The organism is Microbacterium sp. Mcb102, assembly GCF_024519805.1.
Taxonomy (GTDB): Bacteria; Actinomycetota; Actinomycetes; order Actinomycetales; family Microbacteriaceae; genus Microbacterium.
Genome location: NZ_JALJRG010000002.1, coordinates 114,298 through 138,516 on the forward strand (window position 1 = coordinate 114,298; position 24,219 = coordinate 138,516).

Here is a 24,219-nt window from a genome sequence, read left to right on the forward strand (position 1 = left end):
GTGTCAGCGTTGCGCTGACGCGCAGGGCGGACAGGAATCGAACCTGCAACCTGCGGTTTTGGAGACCGCTGCTCTGCCAATTGAGCTACCGCCCTAGAGACCGGGAGGTCTCGGGGTTCTCTCTCCACTCTGCCACCGTGACTGTGATCGGGAGACCCCAGGCATGGCGAAAGAATGCAGAGAACAACTGCCCCACAAGCATACGGCATCGATCCGGTGGCGCCGAACCGGGATCGCGAAGGCGTGTTCTTGTTAGGCTCAGCGAGCGTATGCAGGAGGAGGGAGCGCCGGTGAGCGCTGAGGTGCAGCAGTTCCAGGTGGATCTGCGCGGAGTGGTCGATCTGCTCAGCAGACACATCTACTCCAGTCCACGGGTGTACCTGCGGGAACTCCTGCAGAACGCCCGCGACGCGATCACTGCACGCCGCGAGGTCGACGGCGGCGGCGGACGCATCCGGATCACCCCGCTGACCGCGGAGAACGGCGAGTTCGTCCTGCGCGACGACGGCGTGGGCCTGACGGTCACCGAGGTGGCCGATCTGCTGGCCACCGTCGGGCGCAGCTCCAAGCGCGACATCTTCGACCTCCCGCGCAGCGACTACCTCGGTCAGTTCGGCATCGGTCTGCTCAGCTGCTTCATGGTCGCCGACACCATCGTCATCCGCTCCCGCAGCGCCCGGGGCGGCGCCTCGGTCGAGTGGACGGGAAGCGCCGACGGAACGTTCCAGGTGGCGGAGATCGACGAGGAGCTCCCCATCGGCACCAGCGTGCACCTCGTGCCGCGCTTCGACGCCGACGATCTGCTGCGTCCCACCGCCGTGCACGAGCTCGCGACGACGTTCGGCGAGTTCCTGCCCGTGCGGGTCACGATCGACACCGCCGGCGGCGACATCGACATCACCAGGGACGCGCCGTTCCTCGACGCCACCCAGGACCCGGAGTCCGCCGTGCAGTACGGGCGCGACCTCCTCGGAGCGAGTCCGCTCGACGTGATCGAGCTGAGCGAGCCCGCCACCGGCACCCGCGGCCTCGCCTACGTGCTGCCCTACGCTCCGCCGCCGGGCGCACGTCAGGCGACGCGCATGTATCTGGGACGGATGCTGCTCTCCGAGCGCGTCGACGACGTCCTCCCCGAATGGGCGTTCTTCGTCCGCGCCGTGGTCGACTCCACCGGGCTCGCCCCCACCGCGAGCAGGGAGTCGCTCGTCGACGACGCGGCGCTCGAGCGGGTCCGCGCGCAGCTCGGCGCCGGCATCCGCCGTTGGGTCCTGGAGCTGGGGCTGAGCGAGCCGCATCGCCTCGCTCAGTTCGTCGCCGTGCACGAGGTCGGACTCAAGTCCCTCGTACGCCACGACGAGGAGCTGGCACACTTCATCTCCCGCTGGCTGACGGTCGAGACCACGCACGGCACGGTGCGGGTCGGCGACCTCGTCGAGCGATACCCGCACATCCGCTATGCGCAGACCGTCGACGAGTTCCGTCAGGTGGCCGGCATCTCCCCCGCCGGAGAGGTGCTCGTCAACGGTGGATACCTGTACGACGCCGACCTGATCCGGATGCTGCCCGACCTGTACCCGCACGTCACCGTCGAGCAGGTCGACGTCACCGGAGAGCTCGACCGCCTCGATCCGCCCCCACTCGACGACCGCGACGCCGCCGTGGCGCTGGAGACGCGCGCGGGCGCCGTGCTCGCCGCATCCGACTGCTCCGTGGTCGTGCGCTCGATCGACCGCGCCGATCTCGCCGGGCTCTACGTCGCCGACCCGGAGGTGCTGCGCGCGATCGACCGCGGCCGCACCAAGGGTGTCACCGGCGCACTGTGGGGCGGCGTGCTGGACCGCATCGACAAGACCCTGTCCGCGGCCCGCGACGACGACCTCCGCGCGCGCCTGTGCCTGAACTGGTCGAACCGGGTGGTCCGCGCCCTGGTGCGCGTGCAGGACGACGCCGTCTTCGCCCGCACCGTGCAGCTCCTGTACATCCAGGCGCTGCTCGCCGGACACCATCCGCTCGCCGACGCCGATCGTGCGCTGATGACCAGCGCGCTCGCCGACCTCGTCTCCCTCTCAGCCGGCATCGAAGGGGACCAGATCCCCTTCGGCGACGTCCGCTGACACATCCCACCGAAGGGTTCCCCATGGCACGTCCGAAGAAGCGCTTCCAGCAGCTGATCGAGGAGATCGACCGCACCCCGTGGGGGCCCGCCGAGCAGGCCCTGGTCTCGGAGGCGGTGGCGCTGGCCGTGGAGATCGGCGACGAGCGACTCGAGTACGAGGCGCGGATGCGGCAGACGGCCTCGGCGAACATGGGCGGCGCGACCGATGTGATGCTGAACTCGTTCGCCTGGTGCCTCGCGCACCACGAGGCCGACCCGCAGCGGTTCCCCGCCGACCTCGACAACGGCGGCGCCGACCTGATGTGGCAGTTCAAGTGGATGGCGGCGTCTCTGCGCTCCTCGCCGGCGTTCTCCCAGGACCAGATCGCCGCCGTGCTCGACGACATGGAGAAGCACTACCGCGCCGGTGGCCTCGGCCTGAGCGGTGTGCTCACCGCCCGTTTCGAGGACGCCTGGGATGCCGGACGCATGGACGAAGCCGAGACGCTGCGGGTGCAGCTGGAAGCCACACCGCGCGACGACCACAGCCACTGCGACGCCTGCGGTCGGAGCCAGATCGCGGGCTTCTTCGCGGACACCGACCGCGACGCGGAGGCCATCGTCCTGGTGGAAGAGATGATCGAGGGCGGCTTCTCCTGCGGAGAGGAGCCTGAGCACGCCCTCTCCCGCGTGCTCCTCCCCTACCTCCGCGCCGGGCGCTTCGACGAGGCGAAGACCGCGCACCTGCGCAGTTACCGGTTGGCCAAGGACAACCCCGACAACCTGCGCATCGTCGCCAACAACATCGTCTTCGCGGCGCTCACCGGGAACGAGGCCCGTGCGCTCGCACTCGTCGAGAAGCACATCGCCTGGCTCGCCCACGACGGGCTGAACGTCGACGCGCACTTCGCCGCCCTCGCCGCCCTCGCCGTCGCGCTCGACCGCGTCACGGCTGCCGGCCACGGCGACACCCCGGTACGCGGAGCGGATTCGCCGGCGCTCGTGCCGTTCTTCGGCGAGCATGAGGGCCGCTGGAGCGCCGCCCAACTCGCGGCGTCCGCCTGGACGGCCGCAGACCGCATCGCCACCGCGTTCGACGAGCGCGACGGCACCGACGGCCACGCACGCAGCCTGGGGCGCATGCGTGCGCTCTCCGACGAGCAGTACGACGTGCCGATCCGCTCGGATGCGTTCGTGGCCCCTGCCCCCTCGACAGCTCCGGTGGACGCCGACGGGTGGTTCGAGCGCGCCATGCAGCTCGCCCAGTTCGGTGCGGAGCACGAGACCCTCGACGCCCTCCCCCGCGCCCTCGAGGTCGAGGACCCGTACAAGCGCGCCCAGCTGCTCTCCATGCGCCTCGGGATCCTCATCGCCCTCGAACGCGCCGACGAAGCCCTGGAGCTGCTTCCCCAGCGCATCGCCGCGCTCCGCGCCGCCGGGCGCGATGAGCAGGCCGCGCTGGAGGAACGTCTGGGCCTCGCAACCTTCGGGATCGACACACCAGAGGCGACGGCCGACCTCGAGGACGCGATCGCCGACGCCGCGTCGCTGCCCGCCTGGTCGCGCGGCGACCTGGCCCTCAGCCGCGCCGCACTTCACCTGCAGGCCGGGGAGGCGGACGCCGCGCTGGACCTCGCCGAGCTCGCCGCGCGCTCCTTCGCGGAGGCGGAGGACACGCGGCTCGCGAACACGACGACTCTGGTGGCGATCTCGGCCGTGCTGCGCAAGGGCGACATGGAGGCGGCGACCGCATTGCTCGACCGTTTCCTCTCGCAGGACGACCTCAGCACCGGGCATCGCGCGCAGGCCCTGCAGACCAGGGCTCGCGTGCGCGGCGGCGGCAACAGCTATGCCGAGGGCGCTGCCGACGCCGACGAGGTATGCCGGCTGCTCGCGGAACTGGGCGCGACCCGCGCTCTCGGCGATGCGCACCTGCTCGCCGGGGCGCTCTGGGAAGACGCGGACGAACCGGAGAAGGCCGTCTCCCGCTACCGTCTCGCCGCGCACATCGCAAGCGAAGGCGACGGCGACTCGACCGGCGTGGACTTCCGACTCGCCAGGGTCATGCTGCGCGCCGGCGACGCCGAAGAGGCCGCAGAGCTGTTCGGCGACGTCCTGCAGCGCGAGGAGGAAGCGGAAGTGGCCGCCGGCTCGCGCGCGATGACCGCCTCGATGCTGGCACGGTCACTGAGCGCGGCCGGTGAGTTCGGCCAGGCCGTCGGTGCTCACAGCTACGCCTCCGAGCTCTTCGGACAGGCAGAGGAACACGCCGACCAGGCGATGTCCATGACCGAGCAGGCCAAGATCCTCGCCCGCTTCGACGAGCACGACGACGCGATCGAACTGCTCGAGTCCGCCGCCGAAACCGTGCGGCGCGCACCCGAGGCCGTGGGGGCGCTGAGCGAAGTGCTGCACAGCCTCGGCCAGGCGTACGGCGGACGCGGCGACGAACGCGCGTTCGCGCTCTTCGACGAGGTCGCCGCCCTCGCACAGCAGCACGAGGCCGAGTGGCTCCTCGCCGACGTCACCGATTCCCGCGGACGTGCGTTGGCCGAGCTCGGCCGGATCGACGAAGCGGTTGCCGCCGCCCTCACCGCGGCCGACGGGTTCGCCGCGCTCGGCGACCTCGGCTCGGCCGGCGGCTCCGAGCTCTTCGCCGCCCGCGTGCTGGCAGGGAACGGCCGCGCAGCCGATGCCGTACCCCTCTACCGCAGCACCATCGACCACGCCGCCGACCACCCTCCGCTGCTCCAGGTCGCAGCCCTCGAGCTCGGCAACGTGCTCGAGTCGCTCGGGCGGCACGGTGAGGCGGCCGAGGTGCGGGCCCTCGTGCAGAGCTGACCTGCGGGTCAGAAGAGCTGGCGCCAGTTGGCCTTCGCGAGGTCGAGGAGCTCGTCGCCGCGGCCGGACATCACCGTGCGGATCGCATAGAGCGCGAACCCCTTGACCTGCGCGGCCTCGATCGCCGGCGGCATGGAGAGTTCCTGCCGCTCGGTGACGACGTCGAGCAGGGCCGGGCCGTCGTGCGCGAGCACCTCGCGGACAGCATCAGGGAGGTCTTCGCTGCGTTCCACACGACGCGCGAAGATCCCCATGGCTTCGGCGATCGCGGCGAAGCTCGGGTTCTCCAGCCCGGTGCCGTACGTGACGAAGCCCGCCGCCTTCATCTCGAGCTCGACGAAGTTCAGCGAGGAGTTGTTGACCACGATCGTCTTCACCGGCAGTTTGTTCTGCGTGAGCGTGAGGAGCTCGCCGAGCATCATCGCGAGCCCGCCGTCGCCGGCCAGCGCGACCACCTGACGGTCGGGATGCGCGACCTGCGCGCCGATGCCGTGCATCAGGGCGTTCGCCATCGAGCCGTGTGTGAAGGAGCCGATCAGGCGACGCTGCTCCGTCATCGAGAGGTAGCGCGCCGCCCACACGGTCGGTGATCCCACGTCGGCGGTGAAGATCGCGTCGTCGGCAGCATGCTCGTCCAGGAGTCGGGCCAGGTACTGGGGGTGGATGGGGCGCTTTCCCTTGGCGGGGACGGCGAGCTCGTCGAGCTTCTTCCTCGTCTTGCGGTAGTGCGCGATCGCGTCATCGAGATGGCCGCGGTCGTCCTTCCTCGCCACTCGCGGCAGCAGCGCGTCGGCCGTCGCACGCACGTCGCCGACCAGCCCCAGATCGAGCGGATGCCGTTTGCCGAGCTGCGCGCCGCGGATGTCGACCTGGATGGTCTTGGCGTGGTCCGGGTAGAACTGCTCATACGGGAAGTCGCTGCCCAGCACCAGCAGGGCGTCGGCGGCCTCCATGGCGCGGAAGCCGGAGGCGAAGCCCAGCAGGCCCGTCATCCCGACATCGAAGGGGTTGTCGTACTCGATGAACTCCTTGCCGCGGAGCGCGTGCACGATGGGAGCGCCCAACTTGTCGGCGAGGGCGATGACCTCGTCGTGCGCACCCTCGACACCGGCACCGGCGAGGATCGTCACGTTCTTCGCGGCGTTCAGCAGAGTGGCTGCCCTCTCGAGCTCTGCCGGGTTGGGTACCACCACAGGCAGCGCGCGCTCGATCACGACGGCGCGGTCGTCGGCGATGTCGGCGAGGGCGACGTCGCCCGGGATCACGAGCACCGCGACGCCGCGCTCCTCGATGGCCGCGCGCATGGCGATCTCGAGCAGTCTCGGCATCTGCTTCGGGTCGGCGACGTACTCGACGTAGACGCTGCACTCGCGGAAGAGCTCCTGCGGATGCGTCTCCTGGAAGTACCCGGTGCCGATCTCGGTGGTGGGGATATGCGCGGCGATCGCGAGCACGGGCACGCGCGAGCGGTTGGCGTCGTAGAGGCCGTTGATGAGGTGCAGGTTGCCCGGACCACACGAGCCGGCGACGACCGCGAGCTCTCCCGTGGTGGCGGCATCCGCGGCGGCCGCGAAGGCGGCGGATTCTTCGTGCCGCACGTGCACCCAGCGGATCGTGCCGTCTTTGCGCAGCGCGTCCGTGAAGCCGTTCAGCGAGTCGCCCGGGATGCCGTAAACGCGGTCGATCCCGTTGGCGTGCAGAGTCTTGACGATGTTCTCAGCGACGTTGGCCATGCTTCGACCCTACGCCCGAGCAGCGACGGCGGCTCGGGCGTTGACAGGAGGACGCACCACCTCTCCGAGGTCGCACGAAAGGAAGGAGATCTCACGGTGTGAAGGAGTGGATGCGGCATCCGCTCCTTCATTCCGCGAGATCTCCTTCCGGGCGCGAGCCCCCGACCTGCTCGCGTCAGCCGATGCGGATCAGCTTCTTGTTGACGAACTCGTCGGCGGCCAGGTGGCCCAGCTCACGGGCCGTGCCGCTGCGCTTGACGCCACCGAAAGGCAGCTCGGGGCTGTCGGCCAGCACGAGGTTGACATAGACCATGCCCGCCTCGATCTTGTCGGCGACGCGCTCGGCCTGTTCGGCATCCGTCGTGAAGACGTAGGAGCCGAGGCCGAAGGTGGTGTCGTTCGCGAGCTGGACCGCCGCGTCCTCGTCCGCCACACGGTAGACGACGGCTGCGGGACCGAAGAGCTCCTCGCGGTACACGTTCATCTCGGGCGTCACGTCGGTGAGCACGGTCGGCGCGAAGAACGCTCCGTCGCGGGTGCCGCCGGTGAGCAGCGTCGCGCCCTGCTCGACGGCCTGATCGATCTGCTTCTGCAGGTTCTCGGCCGCGGCTTCGGAGGCCACCGGTCCGAGGACCGTGTCGTCGAGCGTCGGATCCGTCGCCTCGACGGCGGCCATCTTCTCCGTGAACTTCTCGACGAACGCGTCGTACAGCCCGTCGACGATGATGAAACGCTTGGCGCCGTTGCACGCCTGACCGTTGTTGTCGAGGCGCGCGTCGACGCCGGCCTGCACCGTCGCGTCGAGGTCGTCTGTCGAGAGCACGATGAACGGGTCGGACCCGCCCAGCTCGAGGGCGACCTTCTTGAGGTTGCGACCGGCGATCTCGGCGACGGCGGCCCCGGCACGCTCGGACCCGGTGAGCGAGACGCCCTGCACGCGCGGGTCGGCGATCATCGTCGCGATCTGCTCGTTCGTGGCGAGCACGTTCTGGTAGGCACCCTTCGGGAAGCCGGCATCGTGGTAGATCGCCTCGATCGCGGACGAGGACTCCGGGCACTGCGGCGCGGGCTTGAGCAGGATCGTGTTGCCCACGATCAGGTTCGGAGCCGCGAAGCGCACGATCTGGTACGCCGGGAAGTTCCACGGCATGATGCCGACGAGCGGGCCGAGCGAGGAGCGGCGGATGATGGCCGACCCCTCCCCCAGGATCGCGATCGGCTGGTCGGCCATGATCGACTCCGCCTGGTCGGCGTAGTACTCGGCGATGTCGGCGGCGAAGTCGACCTCCCCGAGGGCGGCCTCGCGGGGCTTGCCCATCTCGCGCACGAAGATGTCGGCGAGCTCCTCCCGACGCTCGCGGTGCAGCTCGGCCGCGCGGCGGACGAGGGCTGCACGCTCAGCGACGGTCGACGAACGGGACCACTCGCGGTGGGCCTCGTCGGCGGCGGCGACCGCCTCCTCGATCTGAGCGTCGGTGAAGGTGTCGAAGGACGCCAGCGTCTCTCCGGTGGCGGGGTTGATGACGGCGTAGTCGGTCATGTTCTCTCCTCCTCTGGCTGCTCGGTCAGGAGACCGGGATCAGCGTGTACTTGGTGGACAGGTACTCGTGGATGCCCTCGAACCCGCCCTCGCGTCCGACGCCGGACTGCTTCACTCCGCCGAAGGGTGCGGCGGCGTTGGAGACGACGCCCACGTTGAGACCCATCATGCCCGTCTCGAGCTTGTCGATCATCCGCTGGCCGCGCTGCAGGTTCTCGGTGAACACGTACGAGACGAGCCCGTACTCGGTGTCGTTCGCCAGGTGTACGGCCTCGTCCTCGGTCTCGAAGGTCGCGATCGCGAGCACCGGGCCGAAGATCTCCTCGCGGAGGATCGCGCTGCCGGCGACGACGTCGGTGAGCACGGTGGGCTCGTAGAACGTGCCGGTGCCCTCGACGGCCTTGCCACCGGCGAGCAGAGTCGCACCGCGACCGACGGCCTCGTCGACGAGCTCGCCCGCCTTGGCGACGGCATCCGCGTCGATGAGCGGTCCGATCGCCACACCTTCCTCGGTACCGCGACCGATCTTCATGCCGTTGACGCGCTCGGTGACACGCTTGGCGAACTCACCCGCGACGTCCTTGTGCACGATGAAGCGGTTGGCTGCGGTGCAGGCCTGGCCGATGTTGCGGAACTTCGCGGCGAGCGCGCCCTCCACGGCCTTGTCCAGGTCGGCGTCGTCGAACACCACGAACGGCGCGTTGCCGCCGAGCTCCATCGACACCCGCAGCACGCCCTCGGCCGCCTGGGCGATGAGCTTGCGCCCCACCTCGGTCGATCCGGTGAAGGAGAGCTTGCGCAGCCGCGGGTCGGCGATGATCGGCGCCGACAGCGCGCTGGACTTCGACGTCTGCACGACGTTGACGACGCCCGCCGGGAGCCCTGCCTTCTCGAGCAGCGAGACGAAGAAGATCGTCGTCAAGGGAGTCAGCGCCGGGGGCTTGATGACGACCGTGCACCCGGCCGCGAGTGCCGGAGCGATCTTGCGGGTGGCCATCGCGAAGGGGAAGTTCCATGGCGTCACGAAGAACGACGGTCCGACCGGACGCTGCGACACGACCATGTGGCCGGTGCCCTCGGGGTTGATGCCGTAGCGACCGCTGATGCGCACGGCCTCCTCGCTGAACCAGCGCAGGAACTCGCCGCCGTAGACGACCTCGCCACGGGCCTCGGCGAGGGGCTTGCCCATCTCGAGCGTCATGAGCAGCGCCAGGTCCTCCTTGTGCTCCTGCACGAGGTCGAACGCCGTGCGGAGGATCTCGCTGCGCACGCGCGGGGCGGTGGCCGCCCACTCGTCCTGAGCGGCGACCGCGGCGTCGAGGGCACGGATGCCGTCGGCCGGCGTCGCGTCGGCGATCGTCCGGATCACCGTGCCGGTCGCCGGGTCCTGCACGTCGAAGGTGCCGCCGGTCTCGCCGTCGATCCACTGCCCGCCGATGAAGAGGCCGGTGGGGATGCTGTCGAGGAGCGCCTGTTCGGTCTGAGTGCTCATGATTCTCTTTCTGTGAGGAGGGCTATGCGCGCTTGCGTCGGCTGGGCGGTGCGTCGATGCCCAGCGTCTCGCCGCGGAAGAAGGCGGGCCGGCGGACCGCGTTCCAGATCATGACCGCGATGCCGACGACGATGATCAGCATCCCGAGGATGAAGACGATGCCGACCCCGCCGATCTGCGATCCGGAACCGTATTCCGGGTCCATCGAGTCGATCAGCGTCGTGAAGAACAGCACCGCGAGGATCGCGCCACCGACGAGCGGGAAGAGGAACGTGAAGAAGACGTTCCTCGTCGAGTCGAACCACTGCTTGCGGAAGTACCACACGCACGCGAACGCGGTGATCCCGTAGTAGAAGCAGATCATCATGCCGAGCGTGAGGATCGTGTCCCACAGCGTGTCTTCGCTGACGACGCGCATGACGGCGTAGAACGCGGAGGCCACGATCGCCGAGATGATGGTCGCGTACCCCGGCGTGAAGAAGCGGGGGCTGACCTTCGCGAACGCCTTCGGCAGGGCACCGTAGTGCCCCATGGCCAGCAGTGTGCGCGCCGGGCCCACGAACGTGGACTGCAGCGACGACGCGGAGCTGGTCAGAACGGCCAGCGACACCAGGAACGCGAGCGGCCCCAGGATCGGGCCGGAGAGGTGGAAGAACACGTTCTCCTGGATGTCCGCGTTGCCGAGCCCCAGCGCCCCGGTGCCGACGCCGGCGAACATGATCATCGCGACCGCGAGCAGCAGGTACAGCGACACGATCGTGAGCACCGTGACGGTGGCCGCGCGACCCGGTGTCCTCTCCGGATCCTTGGTCTCCTCGTTCATGGTGAGGGTGACATCCCAGCCCCAGAAGATGAAGATCGAGAGCGAGAGGCCCGCGGCGACCGCGCTGAAGGAGGAGATCGCGAACGGGTTGAACCAGTTCAGGTCGAACGGCTGGTAGTCGAAGCCGTTGCCGTTCACCGCCTGCACGATGGCCGCGACGGCGAAGAACACCAGCACCAGGATCTGGAAGCTGACGAGCCAGTACTGCAGCTTCTGCGTCGTCTGCATATCGCGATACGAGATCCACGTCGCACCGAGCATGAACAGCAGGCAGACACCGATGTTGATCCAGGTGACACCGGCGAGGTCGCCGATCTCCGGGTTCCCGGTGATCTGCGACAGCAGCAGGAAGAGGAAGTCGACCGCGACCCCGGCGAGGTTCGACAGCACCAGGATCGTCGCGACGACCAGACCCCAGCCGGCCATCCAGCCGACCCACGGTCCGAACGCTCGGGCCGCCCAGGTGAACGACGTGCCGGAGTCCGGCATCCGATTGTTGAGCTCGCGGTAGCCGAAGGCGACGAGGAGCATCGGGATGAAGCCGACGAGGATGATGGCCGGGATCTGCGCCCCGACCTCGGATGCCGTGGGGCCGACGGCGGCGGTGAAGGTGTACGCGGGGGCGATGCACGAGATGCCGATCACGACCGCGCCGATCAGGCCGACCGTTCCGGCGCTCAGGCCCTTGGTGGAGATGCCGGTCGTGACACCGGATTCGGGCTCCGTCGCCCGGTTCGTGCTGCTCATCAGCGGTCTCCTGCTTCGTTGCGGGTACGCGGGACGACGATCATGGGAACGGGCAGTTCGTGCAGCATCTTCGCTGCCGTGGAGCCCAGGAACAGACGACGCGGTTGCGCCAGCCGGCTGGAGCCGACCAGGACGACCTCGCCGGGAAGCCAGGAGAGATGGGCGACGGCGTCTTCGACCGAGTCGCCCGGTGCCCTCTCGACCGCGGCCGTGCGACCGTCCGGCAGCAACTCGGCGGCGACGGCGAGCACCTCCTGACCGTGGGTGTCGCCGACCGTGCGGATCGCTCCGGTGTCGAGTCCGGGGGGAACGTCGAACGGAACGAGGGATACGAGCCGGAGGTCGACACCGCTGTCTCCGGCGAGCGCGACGGCCTCGTCGAGGAGGGCGTCGGCACCGGGTCGGGATCCGACGGCGACCGTCACGCGCGGCAGGACGTGATCGTCCTGCTGGGCGGCGCCCACGGGCGCGAGCGCCACCGGAATGGTCGACGAGTGCAGCAGCTCGGAGGCGACGCTGCCGAGACGGTGGCGTCCGAAGATGCCGCCCCCGGCCGCGCCGATCACGATCACCCTGGCGCCGAATTCCTCGCCGGCGGCGATCAGGCCCTCGGCGAACGATTCGGAGAAGCGCACGTGACCGCTGCGGGTCAGCTCCTGCGGGAGCCGGACCACGGCGTCTTTGAGCCACTGCCGCGCCTGCGCCTTGATGTGCTCCTCGTACGCGCGCTCCGGTGGGACTGCCGCGCTGCGCGTGCCCTCGTTCGGCAGCACGATCACCAGGTGCAGGGTCGCACCGAGGCTGCGAGCGAGCCGGGCGCCGAGTGCCGCGGCATCCGCTCCCGCGTCCGTCGCCGTGTATCCGACGACGACCGAGCCGGTCATCAGCTGCCGCTCTCGACAGCGCCGGCGTCGCGACTCGCGTCGACGATGTTCGATGCGACGAGGTGGCCCATGCGGATCGCCCCGTCGACGTGCTGGTACCCGGCGCCGGCCATGTCGCTGCACGCGAAGTGGATCGGGCCGACCGCCGTGCGGAGGTCCGCGCCGTAGCGGTGCAGGCCCCCCATATCGAAGCTCGCGGCGTAGGCGCCGCGCGTCCACTCCTCGCTGCCCCAGTCGCTCTCGTAGTAGACGACCGGGTTCTTGGCCTCGGGTCCGTAGTAGTGCGACAGCGACTCGAGGATGCGCTCCTTGCGCTCCTCGGCCGACAGCTCGAACACGCCGTCGGCGTTGGCGTCGGAGACGAAGCCGACCAGGGTGCCGCGCTCGTCGCCGTGGTTGGTGTTGTCATAAGCCTCGTGCGAGAGCTCGTACGGGCTGAAGGCGGTGCCGCTGAGGCCCTGCTCGCGCCAGAACGGCCGGTCGTACACGGCGTGCACCTTGATGACGAAGCCCATCGACAGGTGTTGGTGCAGCTGATGCTGTCGGCGCGGCAGCGGAGGGTCGAACGCGATGCGGCTGTAGAGCACCGGCGCGTGCGCGAGGATCGCGTGGCGGGCGCGCACCGTGTGCTGATCGGTGGTGGCGACGACACCCGTGTCGGACCATTCGAGGCCGCGCACTGGCTGGTTCAGCAGCACGTCGTCGCCCAGGCGCTCAGCGAGGCGCAGCGGAACCTGCTGCAGACCGCCGACCACTCGCTTGTCGAGGATGAAGTCGGCGTCGACGAGGTTCGAGTAGGAACCTGCGGACGCGGCCATCAGCAGCGACTGCAGCAGTGAGAAGGCGTGAGTGGGCTTGGTGAGCATCGCGGAACCGGTGGCGAAGGCCAGGTTGCGCACGGCCTCGTCGTCGTCGGTCTGCGAGCGCAGCCAGGCGTCCCAGGTGATCGTGTCCCAGTCCTCGGCGCTGGGGTGGGCCCAGGGACGGTCCGGGTCGATCTCGGCGACCAGTGCGTCGAGGATCTCGGTGACCCTGGCGATCTCGGCCTCGGTCTCCGGCGCCACCGGGAACATCTCGCCCGTGAAGCGGTGTGCCTTCCCGTCGGGGCCGACATAGACGCTGTCGCCTTCGCGGTAGCGGCTGTAGGTCTCGAGCCCCAGCTCCTCGATCGTGTCCTTGAGCGCGTCCTGGTCGGGCGACACCCACTGGCCGCCGATCTCGAGCATGGCGCCCTCGATCACGTCGGTCCACAGGCGCCCGCCGACGCGGTCACGGGCCTCCAGCACGGCGACCGAGAGGCCGGCCTTGCGGAGGTCGTTCGCCGCCGTGAGCCCTGCGGCTCCGGCACCGATGATCAGTACGTCGCGTGTGATCTCAGCCATCTGCAACTCCTTCGTTGGGTGAAACAGTGCCGGTCGCGACCCGAAATCCCCCGATCGGGGTCGCGACCGGACAGGGGTGTCAGGCCGCGGCGAGCGCCGCAGCGACGATGTCGAGTCCTTCGTTCAGCAGATCGTCGCCGATCGAGAGCGGGGGAAGGAAGCGGATGACGTTCCCGTAGGTTCCGCAGGTGAGGACGACGACGCCCTGGGCGATGCACGCCTTCGCGACGGCGGCCGTGAGAGCGGCATCCGGGGCCTGCGTCTCGGGGTCGACGAACTCAGCGGCGATCATCGCACCGTGGCCGCGCACGTCGCCGACGCGCGGGTCGTTCTGCTGGATCGCGGTGAGACGCTGCGTGAGGGTCGCCCCGATCTCACGGGCACGCTCGATCACGCCGTCGTTCTCGAACACATCGATCGAGGCGAGGGCGGCGGCGCAGGCGATCGGGTTGCCGCCGTAGGTACCTCCGAGGCCGCCGGAGTGCGAGGCGTCCATGATCTCGGCGCGACCGGTGACGGCCGCGAGCGGGAGACCGCCGGCGATGCCCTTGGCCGTGGTGATCAGGTCGGGCTCGATGCCGAAGATCTCGCTCGCGAACATGTGCCCGGTGCGGGCGAATCCGGTCTGCACCTCGTCCGCGATGAAGACGACGCCGTTCGCGCGGCACCAGTCGACGATCGCCGGCAGGAAACCGTCGGCCGGGACGATGAAGCCGCCCTCGCCCTGGATCGGCTCGATGATGACCGCGGCGAGGTTGTCGGCGCCGATCTGCTTCTCGAGCTGGAGGATGACGCGGGCCGCGGCCTCGTTTCCGTCGAGCCCATCGCGGAACGGGTACGACATCGGAGCGCGGTACACCTCCGGGGCGAACGGACCGAAGCCGCTCTTGTACGGCATCGACTTGGCGGTGAGCGCCATGGTCAGGTTCGTGCGGCCGTGGTAGCCGTGATCGAAGGCGACGACCGCCTGACGTCCGGTGTGCTTGCGGGCGATCTTGATCGCGTTCTCGACGGCCTCCGCACCCGAGTTGAACAGGGCACTCTTCTTCGCGAAGTCGCCGGGGGTGACGCGGTTGAGGGCCTCGGCGACGCCGACGTACGACTCGTAGGGCGAGATCATGAAGCAGGTGTGCGTGAACTGCGCGGCCTGCGCGGCTACGGCTGCGGCGACCTTGGGGTGCGCGTTGCCGACCGTGGTCACGGCGATACCGGAGCCGAGGTCGATGAGCGAGTTGCCGTCCGCGTCGACGATCACTCCGCCGCCGGCTGCCACGGCCGCGATCGGCACGGTGTGCCCCACACCGGCCGCGACGGCATCCGCCTTGCGCGCGAGGATCTCGGCCGAGCGAGGTCCGGGGAGGTCCGTGACCAGGCGACGCTCCTGCGGGAGGTCGGGTCCGCCGAGAGGGACTGCGGGGGCTGCGGTGTCGAGGAGTGCCATGTTCGCGAGCGTACGGCGGCAACGGAGGCCGCCGCACTAGACAACTTGTACAATCTAGGCGAAGGGTTCGCCCGACTGTACAGCGGAAAGGTTCCTCATGGCCGCCACCGAACCGGAGCAGCCGACTCTGCGGGCGCTGCTGCGCCGTCGGGACCTCGGGCTCGCACTCGTACCGCTCGAGGAGGACCTGCCCGAGGGTGCTCTCGACCGCCCGCTGCGTTGGGTGCACAGTTCCGACCTCGCAGACCCGACCCCCTTCCTCTCCGAGGACCTGGCATTGCTGACCACGGGTACGCAGTTCGACCGGGCGATCGATATCGACACCTACGTGGGACGCCTCGCCGACCGGGGCGTCCTCGGGCTCGGCTTCGGCACCGAGGTCCATCGATCGGGCATTCCGGAGGAGCTCGTCGCCTCGTGCGCCACACACGGGATGCCACTGTTCGCGGTGCCGTATCGCACGCCGTTCATCGCTGTGGCCCGCGCCCACTCCGAGGCGATCGCCGCTCAGGCGTACGCCCGGCGCTCCTGGGCGCTCGACACCCAGCGCGCCCTCGCCCTCGCAGCTCTCCGCCCCAGCGGGCTCGAGGCGACCATCGCGGAACTCGGACGACGCCTCGACGTCTGGGCGGGGATGTTCGATGCCGCGGGCGCGGTCGTCGCCGCCCACCCGCGCGACCGCCTCCATGCCGAGCTACTCGACGCCCTGAGCGGGCGGGTGATGGAGATCCTCACGCGCGGATTGGAAGCGAGTCAGTCGCTCACCCTCGGCGAGCACGCGTTCATGCTGTTCACCGTGGGCCGCGGAGGGCATCTGCGAGGGGTGATCGCGCTGGCACTCGATGCGCTCGATCCCGAAGCCCGGTCGGTCGTGACGTCGGTGATCGCGATGGCAGGTCTCGCGATGGAGCAGAGCGAGCAGCTCGCACGGAGCCGGCGGCGCCTGCACGCCCAGCTCCTCGGCTCCCTGCTCGCCGACGATCCCACGCTGGCGAGGAGAGTGCTCGGCGGCCTGCCCCCCGCTCCGGTGATCGTGGCCGTCGCCGCGGATGCCCCGGCCGGTCCGCTGGGCGAATGGTGGGAGCGGCATCGCTCCGAGCACGGCACTCCCGTCTTCCTCGCCGAATCCGAGGACGGCGTGACCATGTGCGTCTCCGCCGGCGAGGAAGCACTGCTCGACGAGGTCGCCACGCGCTTCGGCATCCGCATCGGCGTCTCCGATCCCGACGGGTACGACTCGTTCGCCCGGGCGCACGCGCAAGCACTGACGGCTCTTCGCCAGCAGGGAACGCACGGGGCGGCACGATACTCCGAGACGGTGGGCTCCAGCATCCTCACCGCGCTGGCGACCGATGAGGCCCGCCTGGTCGCGGAGTCACGTCTCGCGCCGCTGCGCGAGCACGATGCCCGCACCGGCGCCGAGCTGGAGCGCTCGTTGCGCACCTGGCTGGAGCACGATGCCAAGGCGGAATCCGCGGCGACGGCACTCGGCGTGCATCGGCACACCCTGCGGTCCCGCATCGCTCAGGCCGGAGGCCTGCTCGACATCGACCTCTCGACTTTTCCCGCACGGGCTGAACTGTGGACCCTCCTGCAGACGGCACGGGACTGACTTCGCGCGACTCGCGGACGACCAACGAGGGGCGGGTGGCCTGCCCGCCCCTCGCTGCCCGAACAGCTCCCCACAGCCATCCGTTCGTCCGTGGACCGCTCCCACAGCCGTCCACGTCCCCCGGACGGCGCCCCCGCCATCCGCAACCCCGGACAGCCGTCCGCGCAGCTCCCACAGCCACCCGCACAGCCCCGCAACCGCTCGGACGGCTCCCCCGGCCACCCACGCAGTCCCCATCACCGGGCGAACGCCCCCATCGTCGTTCGCTCCGCCCTCCACCCCTCGCGCCCGAAGTCCCACGGCGTCGCTGTGCATCGCAATGCTCACCGTCTCGTCCCTTCGCCTGACTCCAGATCGTCCTCTGCCACCCTCACTCAGAAGACAGCAGCGCTCTAGGGCCCTTCGTCCCTCGGCCTCCCGCCGGGAGGATCCGCGTCCGCGCGTCAGCCTTCGTCGTGCATCCGCGAGAGCTCGAAGACCGCCGCCTGCGTCCGATGGGTGAAACCCAGCTTCCCGAGCATCGAGGTGACGTAGTTCTTGACCGTCTTCTCGGCGAGACCGAGCCGGTCCGCGATCTGACGGTTCGTCAGGGCGTCGGCGATGAGAGCGAGGATCTGCCGTTCGCGCATGGTCAAGGACGCGAACCGGGGATCAGCGGAATCAGCCGACCCCGAGGCGACCTGGCCCGTCGCCCGACGCACCGTGGCGGGATCGAGCAGCCGACGTCCGGCAGCGACGGCACGCACCGCTTCGGGAAGGTCCGCAGCGCGCACCGTCTTGAGCAGATGCCCGTCCGCCCCCGCCATCACGGCCGCGATCACCGCGTCGTCGTCGTCGTAGGCCGTGAGGATCAGGCACCGCATCCCCGGATGCTTCTGCCGGATCGCCCGGCACAGGTCGATTCCGCTGCCGTCCGGCAGGTGCACATCGAGGACCACGACATCGGGAAGAGTGGCCGCGATCCGCCTCGTCGCCTCCCGGTAGCCCCCCGCCTCACCGACGACATCGAGATCCGGGGTGGCCTGGATCACAGCGGCGACACCCCTGCGCACCATCTCATGGTCGTCGACCAGGAACACTGAGGTCATGCCCGCACTCTCCCGTTCCTGCCTGCTCGCCCGCCCGGTCTGCCCAGGCACGTCTCTCGCACCGTAACGGGCGTTTCGCGGCCTCGGCCGGGACCATGGTCCCCGCTCGATCGGGAAAGCGGGCCTCCGGCAGCGGGAGTCCTGCCGGCGACGCGCCTGCCATATACCGGCTGAGCGTTGCAGACGGGTCGGTCTCCGGGGAAGGTGGAGGGATGCAGGACAGATGCCGACAGACGCATATTACGCCCGGCCCCCAGCAGGACGACGGGGACGACGCTCCCGTGACACGCGCACCTCGGCTCCTCGCCACCCGCCGCCAGCTCCGCGGTCTCGTCGACTTCTCGCCGGACGCGTCGGACCAACTCGACGCCGACAGGATTCTCACACGCATCGTCCGAGCTGCCGCCGACCTCATCCAAGCCCGATACGGCGCGCTGATCGTGATCGACGCGGCCGGCGCTGTCGAGCGATTCATCCACGTGGGCATCGACCAGCGAAGTGCGGCCGCGATCGCCGATCCGCCCGAGCCGGGGACCCTGTTCCGCGCGGTGGTCGACAGCGGACGCACGATCCGTCTGAACCAGATGAGCGATGACCCTCGGTCCGCGGGTTTCCCCCCGCATCACCCTGCCATGGAGGGGTTCCTCGGGGTCCCGGTCCGAAGCCACGGCGAGGTGTGCGGCGTCCTCGTGCTGTCGAATCGGCGAACCGGTGTCTTCACGCTCGAGGATGAGGAGCTCATCGAGTCGATGGCCGCGACCGCGGGAATCACCATCCACAACGCCCGCGCGGCCGAAGAGGCTCGTCGCCAGCAGCGACTGAATCGAGCGCTCTCGGACGTGAGCGCCGTGCTCCTGACCCCTCAGCGCGAGGACATCCTCGACGTCATGGCCGAGCGCGTCACTCACGTGGTCGCCTGCGACCTGGTGACGATCGTCGTCCACGTGGATGCCGACCGTCTCCGCATCGACGCTGCCCGCGGACCGCTGTCCGCCGCATACGAACACGGGGTCCTCCCGGCGGCGAGCTCGGTCGCCGCGCACGCCATCGCCAGCGGAAGGGTGGTGAGCGGAAGCCTCACCGATGAGGACACCCACGCCAGCCTGGCCGGAGACCAGGATGCCGCAGGGCCCACGGTGGCCGTCCCCCTGGTGGCTGCCGGGCATGCGATCGGGGCGCTGTGCGTCACGCGAGTGGCATCCGGCAGCGACTTCTCCCCGAGCGAGATCGACGCGATCTCCGATTTCGTCGCCCAGGCGGGTCTCGCGACCTCACTCGCCTGGGCTCGAGAGGATCGGCAGCACCTCGACATCATCGAAGAGCGCAACCGCATCGCCCGCGACCTGCATGACAACGTCATCCAGCGGCTGTTCGCGACGGGGATGAGCCTGCAGGCGTTCGCTGCCACCGACCCCGCCCACGCCGAAGAACTCGAGCAGCACGTCGCGGAGATCGACGCGGCCATCACCGACATCCGCTCCGGGATATTCTCGCTCCGCACGCGCCGGGTGAAGAGAAAAGACCGTCCTGTGCGCCGGCGCGCGCTCGACGTGATCACCGAACTCACTCCCGCGCTGCCGTCCGCGCCGACGATCACCTTCGTGGGGCCGGTCGATCCGGTCGTCACCGGGAAGCTCGCGGATGACGTCATCGCCGTCATCCGCGAGGCGCTCGCCAACGTCGCCCACCATGCCCAGGCCAGCACCTGCGCCGTCACGGTCGCCGTCTCGGAGAGCGAGGTCATCGTCTCGGTGCAGGACGACGGTGACGGGATCGCGGAGTCCCTCGGCGACCCCGGAGGGACCGAGAACCTCGCCGAACGTGCGGCGCTGCATGGCGGCACCTTCACACTGGATCAGCGGACGGAGCGCGGAACCACGGCACGCTGGAGCGTCCCCCGCACCGTGCTGTCCGACGAGGGCCCTCCTCCGACGGGGCGTCGCCGCAGTGACGGCGGCACCCGGCACGAACTGCCGCGCGGCACCTCGTCGGAGTGAGCATCCGCTGCGGTCGGGGCCGACCGCTCACACGGTGCACGAGGGTCGGCAGTGCGACATCACGTAAGCCATGAAGTCCGTCATGAATCCGGAGATGCCCTGATCCCTCACGGCCGGGTCGGTACTCCTGATCGCGGGCGCCCATGTCGCGGAGAATGCGGGAGAGACGGTGAGGAACTGCGCGGCGACGGCCGCCATCGCGTCGGCCTGCGCCTGTGTGGACACAGTGATGCCGAGCTCGGCGATCAGTTCGGGGTGCGCATCGGCGAGGGCTCCGCGTCCCGTCATGACAAGGAGCAGCAGCTCCAGGTCGGTCGACGACGCGAGGCGAGGATCGAGGTCGGCCTCGTCGCCCGCGGCCTGCACCCCGGCGCTCGTCGCAGCCGCAGCTTCGGGCGCGGAGTAGCCGGTGGCGCCATGAGCCGATGACACACCTGTCAGTGACAGGGTGAGTGCCACGACGGCGGACGTGAAGAAAGCGGTCTTCTTGCGGGCGAGCATGGGTTTTCCTCCGGATCGTCGGTGATGCGGAGAAAGTACCACAGGAGTGAAATGTAAAACAGTACTCGATCTGCACCAGAGCCGATCACGGAGATCATCCGCCCGTCGGGCTCGTACGCTCTCCATCCCGATCGCGACCGGTCAGAAGCCGTCGACAGCGGCTGACATCGGCCTCGCTCTGCGAGACCAGCGCATCGATCCCCTCGAAGTGCAGCGTCGGGCGCATATGGGCGACGAGCGTCACCGCCAGCGTCCGACCGTACAGATCGAGGTTCACATCATGCAGATGCACCTCGACCCGCCTTTCCCGGTCGCCTGCGAAAGTCGGATTCGTCCCGACGCTCACGCTCGCCTGCCAGACCTCCGGGTCATCGTCGATACGCGTCCACGCTGCGTAGATCCCATCGGCGGGCAGGTCGCTGTGGTCCAGCGCCAGGTTCGCCGTCGGGAAGCCGAGCTCGCGCCCCCGACCATCACCGGGCACGACCACGCCGACGATGGTCGTGAGCGGCGGAGTACTCACACGCTCTCGGAGCCCGCGATGGACCGATAGCGGCTCTGGTGGAAGACGAGCGGCTCGACGTCCTCGAACAGGGTGATGTCGGCGATCTCGTACAACGCGATCTCGTGATCACCACCGTCGAACGTGCTGCGCAGGCGGCAGGTGAGCCAGAGCGCCGCATCCGACATGAGCACCGCCCCACCCTCGGTTCGGTGCCACTCGTGGCCACCGAACCGGTCGCCTTCGCGGGCGGAGAGCGAGCGGCTCAGAGGCTCGTGGTGCGCGGCGAGCACGCTCATACCGAGTTCGGGTACCGCCCTCAGCACGGGCCACGTCTTCGACGTACGCGCTGCGCTGATCGCGACGAGCGCGGGCTCGAGCGAGATCGAGGTGAAGGAGTTGACCGCCATCCCGACAGCACGGTCATCGACATGCGCGGCGAGGGCTACGACGCCGGTCGGATACACCGAGAACGCCCGGCGGAGGGCGAGGTCGCGCGGCAGGGCGTCGGTCACGGCAGTCGTCATTTCGGCTTCCTTTCGTTAGTCAACTTTGACTAGTACTCATAATAGACAAGTTTGATCATGCAAACAATAAAAATGTGGACACCAGCCGTTAGCATGAGGGGCATGTCGACCACCCGCCTCGTCGTCCTCGGCGCCGTGAAGCAGTTCCAGCCCGTGCACGGTTACTTCCTCCGCCGCGAGCTCAAGACGTGGCACGTCGACGAATGGGCGCACATCCAGCCCGGCTCGATCTACAACGCCCTGCGCGCCCTCGAGGTCGACGGCTACATCGCCGAGAGCGGCACCGAAGCCGAGGGCAAGCGCCCGGCACGCACGACCTACCGCATCACTCCGGCCGGCGAGGTCGAGCTCCAGCGCATGCTGCGCGAGAACCTCTGGAACGTCGCAGCCTTCGACACCCAGGCCATCATGACCGTGGCCTCGTTCATGTTCGTGCTGAGCCGCCAGGAGGTGATCGCCGGCCTCGAGCACCGCCTCATCAAGAGCGACGCGATCATCACCCAGAACGGCTTCGACGTGCAGGACACTCTGCGCTCCGAGACGACACCGAAGTACGTGCGGGAGATCTTCGACCTGTCCACCGCCCGCCTCACCGCCGAGAAGCAGTGGCTGCTCGACCTGCTGGAGCGCCTGCGCGGGGGTGAGTACACGTTCGCCGGCGAGGCGGAAGAGGTCGCATCGCCCGCCACGCCCCCTTCGCAGTAGCGGCTCAGCGCGAGTCGACGAACGCCGCGATCGATCCGGGCGTCAACTGCGGCGTGGTCGCCCCGCGGTGCTGAGCCACGACGGCTCCTGCCGCGCAGGCTCTGACCAGGGCGTCCTCGATCGCCATTCCCTGGGCGAGCGCCGCGGCGAGCGCACCGCAGAAGGCATCGCCGGCTCCCGTCGTGTCCACCGGATCGATCCGGAAGGCGGCGACGTGCACGGGATCGCTTCCCGAGCGATGGAGCGTCACTCCCCCGGCACCCTGCGTGAGAACGACCGTCTGCGCACCGGCCGCATGGAGTCGGTCGACGCCGCCGAGTTCGACGCACTCGGTCTCGTTCACGACGAGAACATCGACGTCGGCGAGCATCCCGATCGTCGCGGCATGCGCGGGGGCGGCGTTGAGGATCGTCAGTGCGCCGGCAGCGCGCCCCGCACGCAACCCTGCGGCCACGCTCTCGACGGGCACCTCCAGCTGCGCGAGCACGACCCCGGCTCCTGCGATCCCGCCGACCGCGTCTTCCGGGGTGAGATCGGCGTTGGCACCCGCCGCGACGACGATACTGTTGTCCCCGCCGTCGAGGGCGAGCACGTGCGCCACTCCGGTCGGAGCGGTGGCGCTGCGGCGGAGGGCCGCCACGACTCCGGCCTCCGTCAGCGTCTGCTGCAGCACGTCGGCGGCCTCATCGTCTCCGACGACCGCGCAGAACCTCGTGGGCGCCCCGCTGCGGGCGGACGCCACGGCCTGATTCAGTCCCTTGCCGCCGGAGAAGCGTCCGCCGGCTCGTCCGAGGAGCGTCTCGCCGACGCGTGGGGGGCGCGAGACCTCGACCACGAGGTCGAGGTTCGCGCTCCCCACGACGGCGACACCGGTGAGGGTGTCAGACACGCGACATCGTCCGTCGGTACTGCGATCCGGTGTGCGAATCGGCGAGCGCCGCGGTCGGCGTGCCGATCAGGCGCTCGCGCAGTGACTGCGGCTCCGACGACGGCTCGACGATCGCGCCGCGCTCCTTGAGGATCGGCAGCACGTGCTCGATGAAGTCGACGGTCGACGCCGGCGGGATCACGGGGGCGAAGAGGAATCCGTCGAGGTCGGCGCCGTCGGCGAGCTCGATCATGCGGTCAGCCACCTGCTCGGGGGTGCCCACGATCGGGCGGGCGCCGACACCGTGCGCGTGCCAGTCTCCGAGCACGTCGCCGACGGTCTTGTCGGCGAAACGGGCGACCTGGGTCTGCGACAGCTCGGTGCTGAGCTCGGACATCGGCGTGTTCGGCGCGTACGCCGACAGGTCGAGGCCGGTGAACCAGGCGTAGGAGGCGACGGTGACGTCGGGGTTCTGCGCGTCGGCGACCTCGGCGTACTTGCGCCGCGCCTCTTCCTCCGTGCTGCCGACGATCGCGGCGAACGCCGACATGATCTTGACCTCGTCGGCTCCGCGGCCGTTCTTCACGGCCTCCTCCCGGATCGCCGAGGAGTGCGCGCGGAGCTGCTCGACCGAGCCGCTGCCGACGAAGATCGCCTCGCCGTGCTTGCCTCCGAACTCCCGGCCGGCGGGCGACGCCCCGGCCTGGAACAGCACCGGGGTGCCCTGCGGCGAGCGCGAGGTGTTGCCGTAGCCGTGCGAACGGAAGTAGGGGCCGTCATGCGCGATGCGGTGCACCTTGGAGGGGTCAGCGAAACGGCCGGACTTGTCGCGCTCCAGCGCCCCTTCCTCCCACGCCTGCTCCCACAGCTTGTAGACGACCTGCATGAAGTCGTCGGCCATCAGGTAGCGCTCGTCATGACCGACCATCGGCACCCCGAAGCCCTGCACCGCGGTGTCGGCCGTGCCCGTGGTGACCACGTTCCAGCCGATGCGTCCGCCGGAGAGGATGTCGAGTGTCGCCATGCGGCGCGCGAACGAGTAGGGCGGCTCGAGGAGGGTCGAGCCGGTGGCGACGAGACCCAGCCGCGTGGTCTCGGGGATCAGGGCGGCGAGGATGATCGCCGGGTCGAGGCGGGGCAGATCGAGCCCTTCGACGGAGCAGATGTCGGGGCGTTCGCCCGCGACGTCGGCCCAGCCCCAGGCATCCGCGAGGAACAGGAAGTCGAACCCGGCGTCTTCGACCATGCGTGCGGTGTCGCGCCAGTACTCCAGCTTGTCGAACAGGTAGCGCCCGTTGTCGGGGTGACGCCAGGTGGCGGTGCCGGAGTCGTTCGCCTGGGCGTTCTCGAAGAGGCCGAGGCGCAGCTGCTTGACGGTGTTCTGATCGGTCATGTGCGGGTGCCTTCCTTGTGGGTGGTTCTGGTCGTTCTCGAGTGGTTC

18 protein-coding genes and 1 tRNA gene are annotated in these 24,219 nt (G+C 69.5%); 5 read left to right on the forward strand and 14 right to left on the reverse strand.

The window, feature by feature from the left end; all coding sequences use genetic code 11:
* Window positions 1-22 precede the first annotated feature (22 nt).
* Window positions 23-95 (reverse strand) — tRNA-Trp (locus OC372_RS06730).
* A gap of 195 nt (window positions 96-290) precedes the next feature.
* Here OC372_RS06730 and OC372_RS06735 point away from each other — a divergent pair.
* Together OC372_RS06735 and OC372_RS06740 are read left to right on the forward strand one after the other, a co-directional pair.
* The gene (locus tag OC372_RS06735; protein ID WP_181156239.1) at window positions 291-2,114 is read left to right on the forward strand and encodes an HSP90 family protein; all 1,824 of its coding nucleotides are present in this window, start codon (window positions 291-293) and stop codon (window positions 2,112-2,114) included.
* 23 nt (window positions 2,115-2,137) lie between these two features.
* On the forward strand, window positions 2,138-4,936 hold the full coding sequence (locus tag OC372_RS06740) for a hypothetical protein (protein ID WP_262001302.1): 2,799 nt from the start codon (window positions 2,138-2,140) through the stop codon (window positions 4,934-4,936).
* 8 nt (window positions 4,937-4,944) lie between these two features.
* On the opposite strand, the gene poxB is transcribed toward OC372_RS06740, so the two are convergent.
* The 7 genes from poxB to gabT all read right to left on the reverse strand — a co-directional run bounded on the left by poxB (window position 4,945) and on the right by gabT (window position 14,978).
* Entirely contained in the window at window positions 4,945-6,669 is a 1,725-nt protein-coding gene (poxB, locus tag OC372_RS06745; RefSeq protein WP_262001303.1) for a ubiquinone-dependent pyruvate dehydrogenase, read from the reverse strand.
* A 175-nt stretch (window positions 6,670-6,844) separates the two neighbouring features.
* Entirely contained in the window at window positions 6,845-8,209 is a 1,365-nt protein-coding gene (locus OC372_RS06750; protein ID WP_105710398.1) for an NAD-dependent succinate-semialdehyde dehydrogenase, read from the reverse strand.
* Window positions 8,210-8,234: 25 nt separating this feature from the next.
* The gene (locus tag OC372_RS06755) at window positions 8,235-9,701 is read right to left on the reverse strand and encodes an NAD-dependent succinate-semialdehyde dehydrogenase (RefSeq protein WP_105710399.1); all 1,467 of its coding nucleotides are present in this window, start codon (window positions 9,699-9,701) and stop codon (window positions 8,235-8,237) included.
* 22 nt (window positions 9,702-9,723) lie between these two features.
* Window positions 9,724-11,271, reverse strand: a complete 1,548-nt coding sequence (locus OC372_RS06760; RefSeq protein ID WP_105710400.1) for an APC family permease — start codon at window positions 11,269-11,271, stop codon at window positions 9,724-9,726.
* Window positions 11,271-12,155, reverse strand: coding sequence for a universal stress protein (locus OC372_RS06765; RefSeq protein ID WP_262001304.1), 885 nt, complete (start codon window positions 12,153-12,155; stop codon window positions 11,271-11,273). Before OC372_RS06765 ends, OC372_RS06760 begins: the two co-directional genes overlap by 1 nt.
* Window positions 12,155-13,537, reverse strand: a complete 1,383-nt coding sequence (locus OC372_RS06770; protein ID WP_262001305.1) for a flavin monoamine oxidase family protein — start codon at window positions 13,535-13,537, stop codon at window positions 12,155-12,157. Before OC372_RS06770 ends, OC372_RS06765 begins: the two co-directional genes overlap by 1 nt.
* Window positions 13,538-13,616: 79 nt before the next feature.
* Window positions 13,617-14,978, reverse strand: coding sequence for a 4-aminobutyrate--2-oxoglutarate transaminase (gene gabT, locus OC372_RS06775; protein WP_029260983.1), 1,362 nt, complete (start codon window positions 14,976-14,978; stop codon window positions 13,617-13,619).
* Between the two features lie 97 nt (window positions 14,979-15,075).
* On the opposite strand from gabT, the gene OC372_RS06780 reads away from it, so the two are divergent.
* Window positions 15,076-16,590 carry a PucR family transcriptional regulator gene (locus OC372_RS06780; protein WP_105710403.1) on the forward strand — a complete coding sequence of 505 codons (1,515 nt, stop codon included), beginning with the start codon at window positions 15,076-15,078 and terminating at the stop codon, window positions 16,588-16,590.
* A 443-nt stretch (window positions 16,591-17,033) separates the two neighbouring features.
* Here the strand turns inward: OC372_RS06780 and OC372_RS06785 are convergent, their stop codons facing one another.
* On the reverse strand, window positions 17,034-17,678 hold the full coding sequence (locus OC372_RS06785; RefSeq protein ID WP_029260981.1) for a response regulator: 645 nt from the start codon (window positions 17,676-17,678) through the stop codon (window positions 17,034-17,036).
* A 281-nt stretch (window positions 17,679-17,959) separates the two neighbouring features.
* Here OC372_RS06785 and OC372_RS06790 point away from each other — a divergent pair, with 281 nt between their 5' ends.
* A complete protein-coding gene (locus tag OC372_RS06790) occupies window positions 17,960-19,675 on the forward strand; it encodes a GAF domain-containing protein (protein WP_262001306.1) in 1,716 nt (571 codons plus the stop codon).
* A 27-nt stretch (window positions 19,676-19,702) separates the two neighbouring features.
* On the opposite strand, the gene OC372_RS06795 is transcribed toward OC372_RS06790, so the two are convergent.
* From OC372_RS06795 to OC372_RS06805, 3 genes are all read right to left on the reverse strand, one after another.
* The gene (locus tag OC372_RS06795; protein WP_262001307.1) at window positions 19,703-20,176 is read right to left on the reverse strand and encodes a hypothetical protein; all 474 of its coding nucleotides are present in this window, start codon (window positions 20,174-20,176) and stop codon (window positions 19,703-19,705) included.
* 94 nt (window positions 20,177-20,270) lie between these two features.
* The gene (locus OC372_RS06800; protein WP_262001308.1) at window positions 20,271-20,699 is read right to left on the reverse strand and encodes a riboflavin kinase; all 429 of its coding nucleotides are present in this window, start codon (window positions 20,697-20,699) and stop codon (window positions 20,271-20,273) included.
* Window positions 20,696-21,205, reverse strand: a complete 510-nt coding sequence (locus OC372_RS06805) for a flavin reductase family protein (RefSeq protein WP_105710407.1) — start codon at window positions 21,203-21,205, stop codon at window positions 20,696-20,698. The genes OC372_RS06800 and OC372_RS06805 overlap by 4 nt, the downstream gene beginning before the upstream one ends.
* A 102-nt stretch (window positions 21,206-21,307) precedes the next feature.
* Between OC372_RS06805 and OC372_RS06810 the strand changes: the two genes are divergently transcribed.
* A complete protein-coding gene (locus OC372_RS06810) occupies window positions 21,308-21,910 on the forward strand; it encodes a PadR family transcriptional regulator (RefSeq protein WP_262001309.1) in 603 nt (200 codons plus the stop codon).
* Window positions 21,911-21,914: 4 nt separating this feature from the next.
* Here the strand turns inward: OC372_RS06810 and OC372_RS06815 are convergent, their stop codons facing one another.
* Together OC372_RS06815 and OC372_RS06820 are read right to left on the reverse strand one after the other, a co-directional pair.
* A complete protein-coding gene (locus OC372_RS06815; RefSeq protein WP_262001310.1) occupies window positions 21,915-22,799 on the reverse strand; it encodes a ribokinase in 885 nt (294 codons plus the stop codon).
* The gene (locus OC372_RS06820) at window positions 22,792-24,171 is read right to left on the reverse strand and encodes an NtaA/DmoA family FMN-dependent monooxygenase (RefSeq protein WP_262001311.1); all 1,380 of its coding nucleotides are present in this window, start codon (window positions 24,169-24,171) and stop codon (window positions 22,792-22,794) included. The genes OC372_RS06815 and OC372_RS06820 overlap by 8 nt, the downstream gene beginning before the upstream one ends.
* Between the last annotated feature and the right edge of the window lie 48 nt (window positions 24,172-24,219).

Coding starts and splice junctions, on each gene's coding strand:
- OC372_RS06740 (WP_262001302.1), top strand. CDS start 2,138: ATGGCACGTCCGAAGAAGCGCTTCCAGCAGCTGATCGAGGAGATCGAC.
- poxB (WP_262001303.1), bottom strand. CDS start 6,669: ATGGCCAACGTCGCTGAGAACATCGTCAAGACTCTGCACGCCAACGGG.
- OC372_RS06750 (WP_105710398.1), bottom strand. CDS start 8,209: ATGACCGACTACGCCGTCATCAACCCCGCCACCGGAGAGACGCTGGCG.
- OC372_RS06755 (WP_105710399.1), bottom strand. CDS start 9,701: ATGAGCACTCAGACCGAACAGGCGCTCCTCGACAGCATCCCCACCGGC.
- OC372_RS06760 (WP_105710400.1), bottom strand. CDS start 11,271: ATGAGCAGCACGAACCGGGCGACGGAGCCCGAATCCGGTGTCACGACC.
- OC372_RS06765 (WP_262001304.1), bottom strand. CDS start 12,155: ATGACCGGCTCGGTCGTCGTCGGATACACGGCGACGGACGCGGGAGCG.
- OC372_RS06770 (WP_262001305.1), bottom strand. CDS start 13,537: ATGGCTGAGATCACACGCGACGTACTGATCATCGGTGCCGGAGCCGCA.
- gabT (WP_029260983.1), bottom strand. CDS start 14,978: ATGGCACTCCTCGACACCGCAGCCCCCGCAGTCCCTCTCGGCGGACCC.
- OC372_RS06780 (WP_105710403.1), top strand. CDS start 15,076: ATGGCCGCCACCGAACCGGAGCAGCCGACTCTGCGGGCGCTGCTGCGC.
- OC372_RS06785 (WP_029260981.1), bottom strand. CDS start 17,678: ATGACCTCAGTGTTCCTGGTCGACGACCATGAGATGGTGCGCAGGGGT.
- OC372_RS06795 (WP_262001307.1), bottom strand. CDS start 20,176: ATGCTCGCCCGCAAGAAGACCGCTTTCTTCACGTCCGCCGTCGTGGCA.
- OC372_RS06805 (WP_105710407.1), bottom strand. CDS start 21,205: ATGACGACTGCCGTGACCGACGCCCTGCCGCGCGACCTCGCCCTCCGC.
- OC372_RS06810 (WP_262001309.1), top strand. CDS start 21,308: ATGTCGACCACCCGCCTCGTCGTCCTCGGCGCCGTGAAGCAGTTCCAG.
- OC372_RS06820 (WP_262001311.1), bottom strand. CDS start 24,171: ATGACCGATCAGAACACCGTCAAGCAGCTGCGCCTCGGCCTCTTCGAG.